We start from the raw sequence: 14,890 nt of genomic DNA, 5'->3' as shown, positions 1-14,890 counted from the left end.
ATCAGCGTCCGAAGCGTTCGCGCAGGTGTTGCGGGATGGGACGCCAGTCGTGCGGCGAGCCGACGGTACGGTAACGCTCGGGCGACCAGCTGTAGATCACGGCCGGGCGCTCGCCGCGCGTCGCCAGCCAAGCGTGCAGGCGGGCGACGCTGGCCGGGTAGGCGTTGGCCAGGTAGGCAAAGGCGACCGCCTCGTCCTGCCCCTCGACCGCGAAGCCCTCGCCCGTCCATGCGCTCAGCGGGCAGGCATGCAGCAGCTGCAGCGCGTTCCAGATTTCCGGGTGGTCGAGCTTCTGGGTTAGCCGGTGCCTGGGCACACGGCGCGCGCGCAGGTAGGCGAAACCGCCGCCCAGCCCGGCGACCGCTTCGCCCTTGGCATTGGTGTAGCCGCCCAGCACCTTGCGCACGCGCTGCGCGCAGACGTCGCGGCAGAGGTTCTTGTCGGGCTGGTCTTCGGTGGCTTCGGTGCTGCTGACCAAAATGAACTTGCGGCTGCCGCCGTCTTCGGCATTGAGCTTGGCGACGGCGTGGGCGGTGGTGCCGGAGCCCGCAAAAAAATCCAGAACCAATGTGTCGCTCGGTAGGTACGAAATGAGATGCGCGAGCAACCCACCGGGCTTGGGAAAAGAGAATGTTTTTCCGTCGCCAAGAATGTCCCGAATTTCGCTAGTACCTTCCTGCGTAAACGGCCCTTCGATGATCGAGTAGGGTTTCGATCCGCGCTCAGCGCCATCTCCATCTCGAAGATACTGCTTGTAGTTGACTGTCCACTCGTCGCCTTTCTTCGTGAACACCAACTCGTCAGCCGCAAGCGCAGCCATAGTCCGCTCCCGCGACCATTGCCATTGCTTGGCAGGCCAAACCTCTTCGCCGTTATACGGAATCGAATAACGAAGATTTTCCCGCGTATCCATGCTTTTCGTCGCCAACGGCTGCAAGCGGTATGGGCCACGTGTCTCGAATTTCTCGTCACGCAACTTGTAGTACTTGAGGACTTTCGGATCTGGTGGAAGCTCAATCCTCTCGATCAGATCCTTCTGTTTGGCGAAGCACAATACGTATTCGTGCAATCCGACGACATGCTTCGTCTTTGCGCCACCGCCGTAAGATTTCTTCCAGATTAGCGTCTGAATCCAGTTGCTTTCCCCAAACACCCGATCCATCAGCATCCCGAGTCGGAACAGCTCGTTGTCGTCGATGCTGACGAAGATCACGCCGTCGTCGGCCAGCAGCTCCCTGGCCAGCGTCAGCCGACGGTACATGAACTCCAACCACAGCGAATGGCGGAAGCGGTGGGTCTTGTCGACGAAGCGGTCGTTGTAGACGAAGTCGCGGTTGCCGGTGTTGTAGGGCGGGTCGATGTAGATGCAGCGGATCGCGCCCTTGTGGCTGGCCCGCAGCGCGCGCAGGGCGTCGAAGTTGTCGCCCTCGACGATGAGGTTGTCCCAGGGCGCGCCGCCGTGGCTGAGCGCCGGGTCCAGTTCGAGCGCGACGTAGTCGTCGTTGAGCGCGTTGTCGGCCTCGATCTCGTCGCGCTCCCACACCAGCCCCAGCTGGCGTTCCGCATCGCGCCGCTGCAGCAGGCGGATGAGGGTCGCGCGATCGAGGTCGTCGTAGTTCCCCATCAGCCCGCCACCCGCGTCGGCAATGCATAGTGTTGCGGCGCGTGGTCCCGCGCCGAGAGCAGGCGCAGATAGGCCGGGTGCAGGAACAGCATTTCCTTGCCCATGCGGCTCTCCTGCAGCACGCCGATGTCCACGAGCTCGCGCAGGTAGCGCGCGGCCGTCTGGCGTTTGGCGATCCCCGCATCCACCACGTTCTGGATGCGGCTGTAGGGCTGGTTGAACAGCACGTCCACCAGTTCGCGGCTGTAGATCTTGGGCCGCTGCTGGCGGATCCAGTCGCAGGCATGCCCGTGCAGTTTGCGGATGGCCTCGATCTTCGCGCAGGTCCAGCGCGCGGTGTCGGCGACCGCATCGAGCATGTAGGCCACCCACTCGGCCCATGCGCCATCGCGGGTGATGCCGAGCAGGAGTCTGTAGTAGTCGGCCTTGCGCTCGATGATGTAGCGCGACAGGTACAGCACCGGCTGGTCCAGCAGGTCCTGCTCGACCAGCATCAACAGGTTGATGACGCGGCCGGTGCGGCCGTTGCCGTCGGTGAAGGGATGGATGGCCTCGAACTGGTAATGGGCCACGGCCATCCGGATCAGCGGGTCGATCCCGCGCTCGTCATGGATGAAGCGCTCCCAGTTGGCCAGTTTCTCGCGCAGCAGCGCTTCTCCGACTGGAGGGGTGTAGATCACTTCCCCGGTCTGCTGGTTGGCGAGCGCGGTGCCGGGCACCCGTCGTACCCGCATTTCCACGTTCTTGATGCGGCTGCAGACGATTTCCGCCGTATTCGTGGACAGCGGTCTTGTGGACAGCGCCTGGAAGCCTTCGTGGAGGGCGGTCCGGTAGCGCAGCGCTTCCCGGGTTGCGGGAGTCGCGGCGTCCGCGTTTGCGGCGTGGCGGAACAACTCGTCGGTGGTGGTGACGATGTTCTCGATCTCGGAGCTGGCCTGCGCTTCCAGGATCGGGATGGTGTTGATCAGGACCGAAGGGTTGGGCAGGTGGCCGGTGGCCTGGCGGAGCGAGGCCAGGGCCTTGTGGGCGTCGATGCAGGCCTTCAGCAAGTCGCGCGTTTCGAGCTCGACGGGCGGCGGGAGGAGCGGCAGGTCGTTGTACGGGTGCCTGGGGTCCATGCGGGCCGCTCATGTCGATGGCGTCGACATGATGCCGCCGTCATGTCGAAAAAGGAAGCAATTTTGGACATGAACGCCCGGGTACGTACCGAATCTTTTCCCCCAGGAGCCTCAAAGAGGCCCTGCAAGGAAAATTAGAGCCGGAATCTTTCAAAGCTCCCGTGGCTTTTGAAACCCGGCTTTGCATGCACGTCCCTCCCGACGTGCATACGAAACTTGAAGGGCTGCCCGGACTGGCGGAAGAAGTCCGCTTTGCATGCACGTCCCTCCCGACGTGCATACGAAACCGGCATTTCCATACACGTCGGGCCTACCAGACCACCTCGGCCATCGAGCAGTTCAGGCCCGAGCCGATGCCCAGCAGGGCGATGCGGCTGCCTTTCTTCAGGCGCCCCATCTCGCGCAGCTTGCTGAGCACGATCGGCACCGAGGCCGGGCCGATGTTGCCGTGCTCGCCGAAGATCGTCAGCACCTTGCGCGGGTCGATGCCCATCGCCTTGGTGAAGGCGGCGGTGTGCACCTTGCTGACCTGGTGGATGACGTATTCGTCCAGCTCCCCGGCGACCCAGCCGAGCTTCTGCTTGGCCACCAGGAAGGTCTTCTGCGCCAGCTTGACGCCCTCGGTGAGCAGGGTGCGGGTGTCGGTGATCATGCCGTCGAGGTTGCCGCGGCACAGTTTGTTCCACTGCGTCGCCGCGCGGGTGACGCCGCCGCGGTAGCGCGGCGCGCCCGGGGCCAGCTCGGCGCGCGCCAGTACCATGGCGGCGGCGCCGGAACCCAGGGTCAGGGTCGCCAGCTCGTTGCGGAAGTCGGCCTCGGTGGAGTCGGCGCGGGTCATGCGCTCCAGGGTCTTCTCGTAGGCCAGGTCGGCGGTCTCGCCGTCGACCACCAGCGCGTACTCGATCTCGCCGCGCTCGATCATGCGGCTGGCGATGTCCATGCCGTTGAGGAACGCCAGGCAGGCGTTGGCGACGTCGAAGTTCTGGCATTCGTCGCCCAGGCCGAGGTTGCCGCTGACGATCGAGGCGGTGGACGGCTCCAGGAAGTCGCGGCTGACCGAGGTGTTGACCAGCAGCCCGACCTTGTCCGGGTCGATGCCGGCGTCGGCCAGCGCCTTGACCCCGGCCAGGGTGGCCGCGTCGGACGCCAGCATGCCTTCCTGCCACAGGTGCCGGGCGTGGATGCCGGCGATGTCCTGGAGCACGTCGGTCCTGATCCCGAGGCGGTCGAGGGTGGGCTTGAGGCGGGCGTTGATCTCGTCCGAGCTCAGCCGGCGCGGGGCGTCGATATGGGCCAGGCCGGCGATGGCGACGTGCTGGAACAACATGGGCAGTGGACCGGTTACGAAAACAATACAGGATAGCGCCTTGCGCGAGCCCGCACATTGCGCGGGTCACGGATCGGCGCGGAACGCAGCGGCAGGCGCGGCCGGGGCGCGCCGCAGCGCGGGGCCGCCCGGCTGCCGGCCGCGGGCGACCCTGCGCCCGGGCCGGTCGGGCGTCCGGCCTTGCCGCGGGGAGAATCCCGCGGGCGTCGCTCCGGCCTTCGGCTCAGCGCCCGCAGCGCCAGGCGGCGTAGCGCTGGCGGCCGTCTTCCGGGCCGTCCAGCGGCTGCACGGTGTCCGCACCCAGGCCCGGGGCCTCGTTGCGGGCCAGCGTCTCCAGCTCCTCGCGCACCCGCAGCCGGTTGCGGTCGTAGAAAACGATGCTGTCCTTGACCGAGACCTCGACCTCGCCGCGCGGCTCGCAGCCGGCCGGGGCCGTGGCCGCCACCCGCACCGCGCTGGCGCCCGGGGCCATGTGCACCCAGGTGCAGCCGCTGGCCAGCAGGGCGAGGGACAGGACGGCGGGCAATCGGCGCATGGCGGCTCCGTGGCGATGACTCATGCGGTGCAGTGTGGCCGCGCGGGGCTGAATCGGGCAATACGGGCGGCCGCGCGTGGCATGCATCCACGCCACGCGGCGTGCGGCCCGCGGACCGCCCGCCGACGCGGGCCGGCGCAAGGCGTGCGGCGGCTCGGGAAACCGGACAACGACCGCCGTCCCCGCGAGAGCGCCGATCCAGCGCCTTCGCTCCATCGTCGCGCAAAACCCCCGGAGGGGCGGACAGGCGTCCGCCGAGCCTCCGGCCTTGCGGGAACGACGCTCCGGCGCGCTGCCCGGGCCTTGCCTTACTCGGTCGCGGCCGCGGCCGTGGCCGCGACCGGCTGGCCGTCGGCGTCGACCACGCTCACCGCGCCCAGGTTCAGCGCGCGGATCGGCTGCTCGATCGTCGCCAGGTCGCCGACCACCACCCAGGTCAGCGCGGCCGGGTCGATCGCGCGCGCCGCGGCCACCACCTGCGCCGGGGTCAGCGCCTTGATCTCGGCGGCGCGGCGCACGACGTAGTCGTCCGGACGGTCGTAGCGGACGATGCCGGCGATCTCGCCCAGCACCGCCGCCGCGGTCTCGTAGGAGCCGGGCAGGCCGCGGATCTCGGTCGCCTTGACCTTCTCGACCTCGGCCGCGGTGGCCGGCGCCTGGCCGCTGCCGTAGTCGCCGATCTCGCGCGCCATCTCCTTGAGCGCGTCGACGGTCTTGTCGATCTGCACCGGGGCGAAGGCCAGCCACGGGCGCTCGCCGAGCGCCTCGCGCAGGAAGCTGTAGGCGCCGTAGGCCCAGTGCTTGTCCTCGCGCAGGTTCATGTTCAGGCGCGAGGAGAACTGGCCGCCGAGCACGGTGTTGGCGATTTCCAGCTGGGTTGCGCCGGGATCCTTGCTCGAGGGCATCAGCTCGCCGGCGAAGATGTTGGCCTGGATCGCGCCGGGCTGGTCGATCAGGTACACGCGCGGCTGCTGCGGACGCGCCACGGCGGCGACCGCGGGGGCGGCCGGGGCGGCGCCGTTGCCTTTCCAGTCGCCGAACACGGCTTCCAGCTTCGGCGTGATCTCCGCCAGCGTGGTGTCGCCGACCACGATCAGGGTGGCGCGTTCCGGGCGCACGTAGGCGTCGTGGTAGGCGACCAGGTCCTCGCGGGTCAGCGCCGCGATCGAGGCTTCGGTGCCGCTGCCGCTGAACGGGATCGCGTAGGGATGGCTCGCGCCGTACAGCAGCGGCGGCAGCACCCGCAGCGCGGCGCCGTTGGGACGCGCCTTCTCCTGGCCGATGCCGGCGATCCAGCTGGCGCGCACGCGGTCGATTTCCTTCTGCTCGAAGCGCGGCTGGCGCAGCATCTGCGCGAACAGCTGCAGCGAGGGTTCGAGCTTTTCCTTCAGCGCCGACAGCCAGGCGCTGCCGCCGTCGAGCGCGGCCGCGGCGCCGAGGTTGGCGCCCAGCGCCTCGGCGCGGTTGCCGAAGGCCAGCGCGTCCATGTCGGCCGCGCCCTCGTCGAGCATACCCATGGCGAAGCTGGCGGCGCCGAGCTTGCCGCCGTGGTCGGAGGCGTAGCCGCCGCCGAACTGGTAGCTCAGCTGCACCACCGGGATGTCGTGGCGCTCGGCCAGGATCACGCGGGTACCGTTGGACAGGGTCGCGCGCTGCAGCGCCGGGAACGCCAGATCCGGGAACGTGTCGACGCTCGGCACGCCCTGGCTGCGGTCCACGCTGCTGGCGGTGGTGGTGTATTTCGCGTCCACCGGCGGCAGGGTCAACGGCGCCGGGGTCACCGCCGGCTCCTCGGCGACCGGCTGGCGCTCGCCCGGCACCACCACCAGGGTGTGCTCGCCACCGGCCAGCCAGCGCTGGCCGGCGGCCTGCAGGTCGGCGGCGCTGGCGCCGTCGATGGTCGCCAGGCTGGCGCGGAAGCAGCCGGGATCGCCGGTGTAGACCGTGCACTCGGCCAGCGCGTCGGCCTTGCCGCCGAAGCCGCCGATGCGCTCGATGCCGCGGATGAAGCCGGCCTTGAACACGGTGCGCGCCTGCTCGGTCTCGGCCGCGCTGGGGCCCTGCGCCAGCAGCCGCTGCACTTCCTCGGCGATCGCCGCCTCGACCTTGGCCGGATCCACGCCCTGCCGGACGTCGGCCATGATCAGGAAATTGCTGCCCAGCTGCGACTGCGAGACCTGCGCGGAGACCTTGTCGGCGAGCTTGTCGTCGAACACCAGGCGCTTGTCCAGGCGCGAGGCCTTGCTGCCGCCGAGCACCTGCGCCAGCAGCTGCAGGCGCTCGACGTCGGGCTGGCCGTACTCGGCGACGTTCCAGACCCGGTAGACGCGCGCCTGCGGCACCTTGTCGGTCATCACCTCGCGGCTGGAGGCGGCGAGGCGGGCGACATCGACCGCCGGTTGCGCCATGGTCGGGCCGGCCGGGATGTCGCCGAAGTACTTCGCCACCTTGGCCTTGGCGGTGGCCAGGTCGATGTCGCCGGCCAGCACCAGCACCGCGTTGTTGGGGCCGTACCAGCTGCGGAACCAGTTCTTGACGTCCTCCAGCGAGGCCGCGTTCAAGTCGGCCATCGAGCCGATGGTGCTGTGGTGGTAGGGATGGCTGGCGGGGTACAGGGCCTTGCCGAGCGCGTCCCAGACCAGGCCGTAGGGCTGGTTCTCGCCCTGGCGCTTCTCGTTCTGGACCACGCCGCGCTGCTCGTCCAGGGTCTTCTGGTCGATCGCGCCGAGCAGGTGGCCCATGCGGTCGGACTCCATCCACAGCGCCATGTCCAGCGCGGTGGTGGGCACGTTCTGGAAGTAGTTGGTGCGGTCGGAGTTGGTGGTGCCGTTCATGTCGGTGGCGCCGGCCAGCTCGAACGGCTCGAAATATTCGCCGGTGTGGTTTTCCGAGCCGTTGAACATCAGGTGCTCGAACAGGTGCGCGAAGCCGGTGCGCCCGGCCGGCTCGTCCTTGCTGCCGACGTGGTACCAGAGGTTGACCGCGACGATCGGCGCCTTGTGGTCCTCGTGCACCACCACCCGCAAGCCGTTGGGCAGGGTGAACTCCTGGTAGGGGATGTCGACCGTGGCGGTCGCGCCCTGGGCCTGCGCCGCCGGGGCGTAGACGCCGCCGCCGAACACGGCGCCCAGGGCGAGGGCGAGGGCGCCCCGGCGCAGCAGCGCGCGGGGACGACGGAACGGACGGGCGACGGCGAGGGACATGCGGCACTCCTGTGCGGGGTCGGGGCGGCGGCCGCGGCGGGAGCCGCGCGGGACGTCGTGAAACGCAGATGAAGCGAACCGGCATCGTAACCGCCGTCACACTCCGGGCTCTAGGCCAAAAGTCCCGATGCCGCGGCCGCGCGCGGCCTGGAACCGCTTGCAACGCGGCATACTCGCGCCATGGACACGCCCCGCAGCCTCGTCACCGGCGCCAACCGCGGCCTCGGCCTGGAATTCGTGCGACAACTGCTGGCCCGCGGCGGGCAGGTGGTCGCGACCTGCCGCCATCCGGGCAAGGCCACCGCCCTCAACGCCCTGGCCGGCGAGCATCCCGGGCGCCTGTACGTGCTGCCGCTGGACGTGGCCGATCCCCGGGCGATCGCCGAACTCGCCCGCGAGCTGCCGCTGCTGGACCACGCCGCGCGCCTGGACCTGCTGGTCAACTGTGCCGGCGTGCTGCACTCGGGCGAGCGTTTCGGCAGCGTGGCGGCGGCGACGCTGGAAGACAGCTTCCGCACCAACGCGATGGGTCCGCTGCTGCTGACCCAGGCGCTGGCGCCGTGGCTGCGCGACGGCGCGCGCGTGGCCAACCTGAGTTCGGTGCTCGGCTCGATCGCCTCGGTGAACCGCTTCGGCACGCCCAGCTACAACCTCAGCAAGGCGGCGCAGAACATGGCCACCGCGCTGCTGGCGCAGGCGCTGGCGCCGCGCGGGATCGTGGTGCTGGCGCTGCACCCGGGTTGGGCGCAGACCGCCATGGGCGGCGAGCGGGCCACGGTGCCGGTGGCCGATGCCGTGGCCGGCCTGCTGCGGGTGATCGACGCCGCCGGCAGCGACGACAGCGGCAGCTTCCGCGACTGGCGCGGACAACCGCTGCCCTGGTGACGCGGCTGCACCGGCGGACGTCCGCGCGGACGCACGGACACGCCGGCGCCGCCGGCAAATCCCGCCGCAGCAGGCGTTTGTCGCTGGCACGCGGCCTGCGTGGTTCCCCGTGTCCGCCCCCATCCCGGGAGCGTGCACGAGGAGACTCCGATGTCCCTGCACACCCAACTGCTCCGCGGCCTGCTGGCCCTGCCGCTGCTGGCGCTGCTGGGCGTCGCCGCCGCGCTCTCGCCGCCGGCGCCGGCGCGCTGCAGCGGCGCACCGGCCGCCGATAATGTCGCGATGTTCGACGTCATCCTGCACCAGCCGCAGATCCCGCCCAACACCGGCAACGTCATCCGCCTGTGCGCCAACACCGGCGCGCGGCTGCACCTGGTGCAGCCGCTGGGCTTCACCCTGGAGGACGCGCAGTTGCGCCGCGCCGGACTGGACTACCACGAGTACGCCAGCGTGCAGGTACACGCCTCGCTCGACGCCGTGCTGGCCGCACTGGCGCGACGCGACGGCAAGCCGCCGCGGGTGTACGCGCTGAGCAGCCGCGGCGACACGCGCTTCGACGCGCCGGCGTTCGCCGCCGGCGACGCGTTCGTGTTCGGCAGCGAAAGCAGCGGCCTGCCTGCCGCGGTGCTCGCGGCATTGCCGCCGGCGCAGCGGCTGCGGCTGCCGATGCGCCCGCACAACCGCAGCCTCAACCTGTCCAATGCGGTCGCGGTGGTGGTGTACGAAGCCTGGCGGCAGTGCGGCTTCGCCGGCGCCGCCTGACTGAACAGGGCGGGAATAGTTCCGTCGCGCCCGCGCAGCGGCTTCAGGCGCGGTTGCGTTCGCGCTTGGACAATGGCGCCACCGGTTCGGCCCCGCCCTCCCCCGCGTCGCTGCGCCGGCCCCATAAAACAGAAAAAGAGGCCTCCATGAAACGTTCGTTCCTTGCACTCGCCCTGATCGCCGCGCTGCCCTTCGCCGCCTCGGCCGCCGACGGCATCTCCTACAACTACGTGCAGGGCGGCTACGTCGCCACCAACACCGATTCCGGCGATGCCGACGGCTGGGGCCTGGACGGCTCGGCCGCGCTCAGCCCCAACTTCCACCTGTTCGGCGGCTATGCCAACCAGGACCTCAAGGATTTCGACGCCGACTTCGACCAGTGGCGCCTGGGCGTGGGCTACAACCACGAAATCTCGCGCAACATGGACCTGCTGACCCGCGTGGCCTACGAGAAGTTCGACGCCGGCAACGGCCTGGACGCCGACGGCTACAGCGTGGAAGCCGGCGTGCGCGGCGCGATGACGCCGATGCTGGAAGGTTACGCGCTGGCCGGCTACGAGGACGGCGACGAGTTCGACGGCGATTTCTACGGCCGCCTCGGCGCGCAGGTGAAGTTCAACCCCAACTGGGGCGTGGCCGCGGACGTCAAGCTGGTCAGCGGCGACACCCAGTGGTTCGTCGGCCCGCGCCTGACCTGGTAAGCGCGCCTCGACAAGCAAGACCCTGACGAAGGGCAAGATCGCGGACGCTCCCTCCCCTGGGTTTTCGCGATCGGACCCGGCCGGCAACGGCCGGGTTTTTTTATGTCTCCGCCGCATGCGCAGGATTCTCTGCGTGGGAAGCCGGTGATCCGGCCCATGCGGGACATGCCGGCTACAAGCTTCAAGTGCGGAAACCTTTGCGGGGGAAGTCAGTGGCCCAGCCCGTGCGGGACACGCCGGATACATGCTTCAAGTGCGGAAACTTTGAGAGGGAAGCCGGCGGCCCGGCCCGTGCGGGGCACGCCGTGAAGACTTCCCTTCAAGCGCGGAAGCTGCCGCGAGGGAAGCCGGTGGCCCGGCCTGTGCGGGACACGCCGTGAATACGTCCCTGTAGGCTCCTCGGCGGCATCCATGCCGCCGACGGTCCCGCACAGGCCGGGCCGCCGGCTTCTGGCAAGTGAGTCGGCGTGCGTGGGAACAACCAGCCGAAGCGACGAGCCTCCAATCTCGCCAAGTCGCTGCCCGGCGGGCTGGGGGTGCGGAGAGTGGACCATGGATGGTCCACGACCCGACTTAAAGACAGGACGTCGTCAGGAGGGCGCAGCACCCCCAGCCCGCCGGGCGGCGACTCCCCCGAAGCCGATCTTCCAAGGTCAGACCAGGATGGCCTGCGCCCCAACTGAAAGACAGGACGTCGTCAGGAGAACGCGGCACCCAGCCCGCCGGGCGGCGACTCCTGCCGAAGCCGATCCCCGCAGTCGGGAAAAGCACCGCAAAACGCCCGCAGTCGAGGAACGCTCGACCAGCTCGGCTTCAAAAGCGCGGCGCGCGCATGCTGCCTACCCCCGAGTCTCGTTTTCGATGGCCCGAGGACACGGGATCCCCGTTTTCGCGGGGATGACGACAACGCTTCGTCAGATCTTCTTGAAGACAGGACGTCGTCAGGAGAACGCAGCACCCCGGGCTCGCCTGGAGATGACTGCGTCCGAAGCCGATTCCCGAGTCGGGAGAAGAATTTTTCCGGGCGCGCAGGACCGTCGCGCACCGATCACGGTTACCGGAACAGGTCGCCCGCGTATTCGGCTTTCTGCTCACGCGCCAGCAGGCGCTGCAGCGCCTCGGCGGGAGTGATGTCGCCGTGCAGCACGTCGCGCACGTTCTGCGCGATCGGCAGTTCCAGGCCGTGGCGCTGCGCCAGGCGCATCACCTCGTCGGCGGTCTGCACCGACTCGACCACCTGGCCGATCTCGCGCACCGCGTCCTGCAGCGACTGGCCGCGACCCAGCGCCAGGCCCAGGCGGCGGTTGCGCGACAGGTCGCCGGTGCAGGTCAGCACCAGGTCGCCGAGCCCGGCCAGGCCCATCAGCGTTTCCGGGCGGCCGCCGATCGCGGCGTTGAGCCGCAGCATCTCGTTGAGGCCGCGGGTAATCAGGCCGGTACGCGCGTTGAGGCCGAGGTTCATGCCGTCGGCGGCGCCGGTGGCGACCGCGAGCACGTTCTTCATCGCGCCGCCGAGTTCGGCGCCGCGCAGGTCGTCGCCGGTATAGGCGCGGAATTCCGGGCCGTGCAGGACTTCGGCGACCTGCTGCACGAACCCGGCGTCCTCGCCGTGCACGGTCACCGCGGTCGGCAGCCCCTGCGCGACCTCCTTCGCGAACGACGGCCCGGTGACCACCGCCAGCGGCACGCCGGGACCCAGCGTGTCGGCGGCGACTTCATGCAGGAAGCGTCCGGAGCCGGGCTCGAAGCCCTTGGTCGCCCAGGCCACGCCGGCGTGCGCCGGACGCAGCGGCGCCAAGGCGTGCAGGGTTTGCGTGAAAGCGTGCGAAGGCACCGCCACCAGCACCAGCCCGGCCGCGCGCAGCGCCGCGGCCAGGTCGGTGGTCGCGCGCAACGCCTCCGGCAGGGCGATGCCGGGCAGGTAATGCGGGTTTTCGTGGCGGCGGTCGATCGCCTCCACCACCGCCGCGTCGCGCCCCCACAGCACGGTCGGATGGCCGTGGCGGGCGATCAGCGCGGCCAGCGCGGTGCCCCAGGAGCCCGCACCGAGGACGGCGACCTTGCCGGTCGCCGGGCGGGAGGACGCAGGTGCCTGCATGCCGGACGCGGCTCAGGCGTTGCCGGCGGTTTCCGCGTCGGCGAGGCCGTCGCCGCCGGCCGCCTGCTGCGCGCGCTGGCGCAGGCTCTCGGCATACAGCGACTCGAAGTTGATCGGCTGCAGCAGGAACGGCGGGAAGCCACCGCCGACGATCAGGTCGCTGATCGCCTGGCGCGCGTACGGATACAGCGCGTTCGGGCAGTGGGTGCCGAGCATCGCGTCCAGGGTCTGCTCGTCGAAGCCGGCCAGGCCGAACACGCCGGCCTGCTGCACTTCGGCCAGGTACGCGGTCTTCTCGCCCAGGGTGCAGGTCAGGGTGATGCCGAGCACCACCTCGAAGGCGTTGTCCGACAGCCGCTGCACCTTCTGGCTGAGGTTCATCTGCAGCTGCGGCTGGCCCTGCTCGTTGAACACCTGCGGCGCGCCCGGGGCCTCGAAGGACACGTCCTTGAGGTAGAGCTTCTCGACCGTGAACATCGGGCCGGTGGCGTCGGCGGGGGCGGCGGCGCCGTTGAGGGTGTCTTGTTCGGCCATCGGGAAAACTCCAGCGCGGATGCGGAAAGTAAGCGGGGGATTATCGCACGGCTGCCGCCGATCCCCGGCGCGGGCGGCGCGTCGCGCGCCTGCGACGCGGCGCCCCGGGTTCAGGCGCGGCGGTGGACCACGCCCGCGGGGATCCGCGCGTCGGTACGGGGCGCCGCGCCCGCCGGCGCCTCAGCGGCCCTTGACCAGCGGCAAATCCGCCTGTTGCCAGACGCCGATGCCTCCATCGAGCACGTACACCCGCTCGAAACCGGCCTTGTGCAGGCGCTTGGCGGCGCCGCCGGCGGTCTGCCCGGACTTGCACACCAGCACCACCGGCAGCGCCTTGGCCGCGGCGAGCTGCTTGCTCTCCGGGTCGAACTGGCTCAGCTGCACGTTCTTCGCGCCGGGGATGTGGCCCTTGTCGAAATCGGCGATCGGGCGCAGGTCGACCACCAGCGCGTTGTCGCGGTTGACCAGCGCGGTCAGCCCGGCCGGCGCCAGGCCCTTGTAGCCGCGGAACAGGCCGATCAGCTCGTTGTAGAGGATGGCCAGGGTCAGGCCGGCCAGCGCCAGCGACAGATAGGGATGGCGGCCGGCGAAGGCGATCAGTTCTTCAAAATTCACGGTATGGCAGGCGCGCGGGGAGTCTGGCGGGCGGCGATTGTCGCACAGGCCGGATGCGGGGCCGTGCCGGCGCCGGACGCTGGTCGCCCTGCTGCTACGGTCGCTATACGGGTGCCCCGTCGGGGAGAAGGCGGGTATTTGCGTCGCTGCGCCGGCCCCTCATCCGCCCTTCGGGCACCTTCTCCCCGCAAGCGGGGAGAAGGCAAAGCGTTGCATCCCCGGTGCAAGGGGGGAGCAGGCAAAGCGTTGCATCGCCCTGCGCGCGGGAAGGAGTCCGGCCAAGGACGCCGCACTGGCGGATGCGTCGTTGCATCGCCCTGCGCGCCGGAAGGAGGCGGGGCATCTCCCTCGCCCCGCTTGCGGGAGAGGGCGGGTGAGGGGCAGCCCGGAGCCGGCTTTGCCCGCAGTCGACGCCGTCGCCGGCACGCGGCAGACGCGCTACTCCCCCTGCCACAGGTCCGGCAGGCCGACGGTCAGCCACCAGACCTTGCCTTCCGGGTCGTAACGCCAGCGCTCGGTGTAGCGCGCCTGGCGCTCGACCAGGGTGTTGCGGTTGATCACGCCGATGCCGATCTCGCGCACGGCGAGGGTCTCGCCGATCTGCTCGCCCATGTCGTGGTAGCCGGAGATCTGCACCTGCCGGTAGCGCGCGAACTCCAGGTCGGTCATCGGATGCGCCTTGCGGTAGTCCGGATCGACCAGGTTCCAAGCGCCCTCGAAGTCGCCCCAGCGGATCGCCGCCGAATACGCGTACTGCGCCTGGCGCAGGGCGTTGGTCTGGTCCATGCGCGCGGCGGCGCAGGCGGTCAGCGCGAGCGACGCCAGCAGCAACAGCAGCAGCCTTCCGAACTTCGACATCCGCATCGTGCGCGCTCCGCCCCGGGTCAGCCTGCATCCTAACCCGCGGCTGCATGGCCCCGGGCGCCCTCGGCCGGCCGCGCGATCGCCACGAAACGGGCGCGGCTCTCCGCGGCGACGCCGCCGTCGGGCAGCCGCACCCACGCCTGCAACCAGGTGCGGGCGCGTCCGTGTTCGCGCAGCGCGGCGCAGACCGCGTCCCAGGACTCGCCGTCGGCCAGCCGCGCCTCGGCTTCCAGGTCGGCGTACAGCGGCGCGCGGTAGCGCACGTTGCTGTCGGCGACGTAGACCTCCGCCGCCAGCCCGGCCTGCTGCAGGCGCAGGGTCGCCAGGCCCCAGCCGGCCAGGGTCATCAGCGACGCCAGACTGCCGCCGAACGCGCAGCCCTTGTCGTTGACGTGCGCCGCCAGCGGCGCGCACAGGCGCAGGCAGGCGCCGTCGTAACCGGCGATGCGCAATTGCAGCGCGGCGACCGGCGGCATCGCCCGGTAATGGGCGTCCAGCGCCTGCAGGGCGGGCGAAAGCGGCGACGCAACGGGGATGGTCATGCGGAACCCTTCTCCGGCAACACGGTGGGCAGGAGCGACGCGCCGGCAACACGGCGCGCATGCCGGCCGGCTTGTGCCAAGC

General features: G+C 70.1%; 13 protein-coding genes. 3 read left to right on the top strand and 10 right to left on the bottom strand.

Going from position 1 to position 14,890, the window contains the following annotated elements; genetic code table 11:
• Position 1 precedes the first annotated feature (1 nt).
• The 5 genes from D0Y53_RS04100 to D0Y53_RS04080 all read right to left on the bottom strand — a co-directional run bounded on the left by D0Y53_RS04100 (position 2) and on the right by D0Y53_RS04080 (position 7,807).
• Entirely contained in the window at positions 2-1,627 is a 1,626-nt protein-coding gene (locus D0Y53_RS04100; RefSeq protein ID WP_117202066.1) for a site-specific DNA-methyltransferase, read from the bottom strand.
• Positions 1,624-2,742: a protein adenylyltransferase Fic gene (gene fic, locus D0Y53_RS04095; protein WP_117201931.1), complete on the bottom strand. Its 1,119-nt coding sequence runs from the start codon at positions 2,740-2,742 to the stop codon at positions 1,624-1,626. The genes D0Y53_RS04100 and fic overlap by 4 nt, the downstream gene beginning before the upstream one ends.
• Positions 2,743-3,052: 310 nt before the next feature.
• The gene (locus tag D0Y53_RS04090) at positions 3,053-4,069 is read right to left on the bottom strand and encodes a 3-oxoacyl-ACP synthase III (protein WP_117201930.1); all 1,017 of its coding nucleotides are present in this window, start codon (positions 4,067-4,069) and stop codon (positions 3,053-3,055) included.
• 223 nt (positions 4,070-4,292) lie between these two features.
• Positions 4,293-4,604 (bottom strand): DUF4156 domain-containing protein, encoded by a 312-nt coding sequence (locus D0Y53_RS04085; protein WP_117201929.1) that lies wholly within the window; start codon positions 4,602-4,604, stop codon positions 4,293-4,295.
• Positions 4,605-4,912: 308 nt separating this feature from the next.
• On the bottom strand, positions 4,913-7,807 hold the full coding sequence (locus D0Y53_RS04080; RefSeq protein WP_117201928.1) for a M16 family metallopeptidase: 2,895 nt from the start codon (positions 7,805-7,807) through the stop codon (positions 4,913-4,915).
• Positions 7,808-7,987: 180 nt separating this feature from the next.
• Between D0Y53_RS04080 and D0Y53_RS04075 the strand changes: the two genes are divergently transcribed.
• From D0Y53_RS04075 to D0Y53_RS04065, 3 genes are all read left to right on the top strand, one after another.
• Complete coding sequence (locus tag D0Y53_RS04075) at positions 7,988-8,692, top strand: SDR family oxidoreductase (protein ID WP_117201927.1); 705 nt, start codon at positions 7,988-7,990, stop codon at positions 8,690-8,692.
• A 282-nt stretch (positions 8,693-8,974) separates the two neighbouring features.
• Positions 8,975-9,454: a tRNA (cytidine(34)-2'-O)-methyltransferase gene (locus tag D0Y53_RS04070; RefSeq protein WP_117202065.1), complete on the top strand. Its 480-nt coding sequence runs from the start codon at positions 8,975-8,977 to the stop codon at positions 9,452-9,454.
• A 146-nt stretch (positions 9,455-9,600) separates the two neighbouring features.
• The gene (locus D0Y53_RS04065) at positions 9,601-10,155 is read left to right on the top strand and encodes an OmpO family porin (RefSeq protein ID WP_117201926.1); all 555 of its coding nucleotides are present in this window, start codon (positions 9,601-9,603) and stop codon (positions 10,153-10,155) included.
• 1,054 nt (positions 10,156-11,209) lie between these two features.
• On the opposite strand, the gene D0Y53_RS04060 is transcribed toward D0Y53_RS04065, so the two are convergent.
• From D0Y53_RS04060 to D0Y53_RS04040, 5 genes are all read right to left on the bottom strand, one after another.
• On the bottom strand, positions 11,210-12,253 hold the full coding sequence (locus D0Y53_RS04060; RefSeq protein WP_117201925.1) for an NAD(P)H-dependent glycerol-3-phosphate dehydrogenase: 1,044 nt from the start codon (positions 12,251-12,253) through the stop codon (positions 11,210-11,212).
• A 12-nt stretch (positions 12,254-12,265) separates the two neighbouring features.
• Positions 12,266-12,787, bottom strand: coding sequence for a protein-export chaperone SecB (gene secB, locus D0Y53_RS04055; protein WP_117201924.1), 522 nt, complete (start codon positions 12,785-12,787; stop codon positions 12,266-12,268).
• A gap of 180 nt (positions 12,788-12,967) precedes the next feature.
• Positions 12,968-13,402 carry a rhodanese-like domain-containing protein gene (locus D0Y53_RS04050; RefSeq protein WP_117201923.1) on the bottom strand — a complete coding sequence of 145 codons (435 nt, stop codon included), beginning with the start codon at positions 13,400-13,402 and terminating at the stop codon, positions 12,968-12,970.
• Positions 13,403-13,840: 438 nt separating this feature from the next.
• Positions 13,841-14,260 (bottom strand): hypothetical protein, encoded by a 420-nt coding sequence (locus tag D0Y53_RS04045; RefSeq protein WP_325048063.1) that lies wholly within the window; start codon positions 14,258-14,260, stop codon positions 13,841-13,843.
• A 38-nt stretch (positions 14,261-14,298) separates the two neighbouring features.
• Positions 14,299-14,808, bottom strand: a complete 510-nt coding sequence (locus D0Y53_RS04040) for a YiiD C-terminal domain-containing protein (RefSeq protein WP_117201921.1) — start codon at positions 14,806-14,808, stop codon at positions 14,299-14,301.
• Between the last annotated feature and the right edge of the window lie 82 nt (positions 14,809-14,890).

Origin of the sequence: Cognatiluteimonas weifangensis (assembly GCF_003416885.1) — a bacterium.
Classification (GTDB): domain Bacteria; phylum Pseudomonadota; class Gammaproteobacteria; order Xanthomonadales; family Xanthomonadaceae; genus Cognatiluteimonas; species Cognatiluteimonas weifangensis.
The sequence above is the reverse complement of the archived record's forward strand: the minus strand, read 5'-3'. Positions and strand labels throughout refer to the sequence as shown.

Bases quoted from the DNA above. Each gene is read 5' to 3' on its own strand.
- D0Y53_RS04080 (WP_117201928.1), bottom strand. From the start codon at position 7,807: ATGTCCCTCGCCGTCGCCCGTCCGTTCCGTCGTCCCCGCGCGCTGCTG.
- D0Y53_RS04060 (WP_117201925.1), bottom strand. From the start codon at position 12,253: ATGCAGGCACCTGCGTCCTCCCGCCCGGCGACCGGCAAGGTCGCCGTC.
- D0Y53_RS04045 (WP_325048063.1), bottom strand. From the start codon at position 14,260: ATGTCGAAGTTCGGAAGGCTGCTGCTGTTGCTGCTGGCGTCGCTCGCG.
- D0Y53_RS04040 (WP_117201921.1), bottom strand. From the start codon at position 14,808: ATGACCATCCCCGTTGCGTCGCCGCTTTCGCCCGCCCTGCAGGCGCTG.
- D0Y53_RS04075 (WP_117201927.1), top strand. From the start codon at position 7,988: ATGGACACGCCCCGCAGCCTCGTCACCGGCGCCAACCGCGGCCTCGGC.
- D0Y53_RS04070 (WP_117202065.1), top strand. From the start codon at position 8,975: ATGTTCGACGTCATCCTGCACCAGCCGCAGATCCCGCCCAACACCGGC.
- D0Y53_RS04090 (WP_117201930.1), bottom strand. From the start codon at position 4,069: ATGTTGTTCCAGCACGTCGCCATCGCCGGCCTGGCCCATATCGACGCC.
- fic (WP_117201931.1), bottom strand. From the start codon at position 2,742: ATGGACCCCAGGCACCCGTACAACGACCTGCCGCTCCTCCCGCCGCCC.
- D0Y53_RS04085 (WP_117201929.1), bottom strand. From the start codon at position 4,604: ATGCGCCGATTGCCCGCCGTCCTGTCCCTCGCCCTGCTGGCCAGCGGC.
- secB (WP_117201924.1), bottom strand. From the start codon at position 12,787: ATGGCCGAACAAGACACCCTCAACGGCGCCGCCGCCCCCGCCGACGCC.
- D0Y53_RS04065 (WP_117201926.1), top strand. From the start codon at position 9,601: ATGAAACGTTCGTTCCTTGCACTCGCCCTGATCGCCGCGCTGCCCTTC.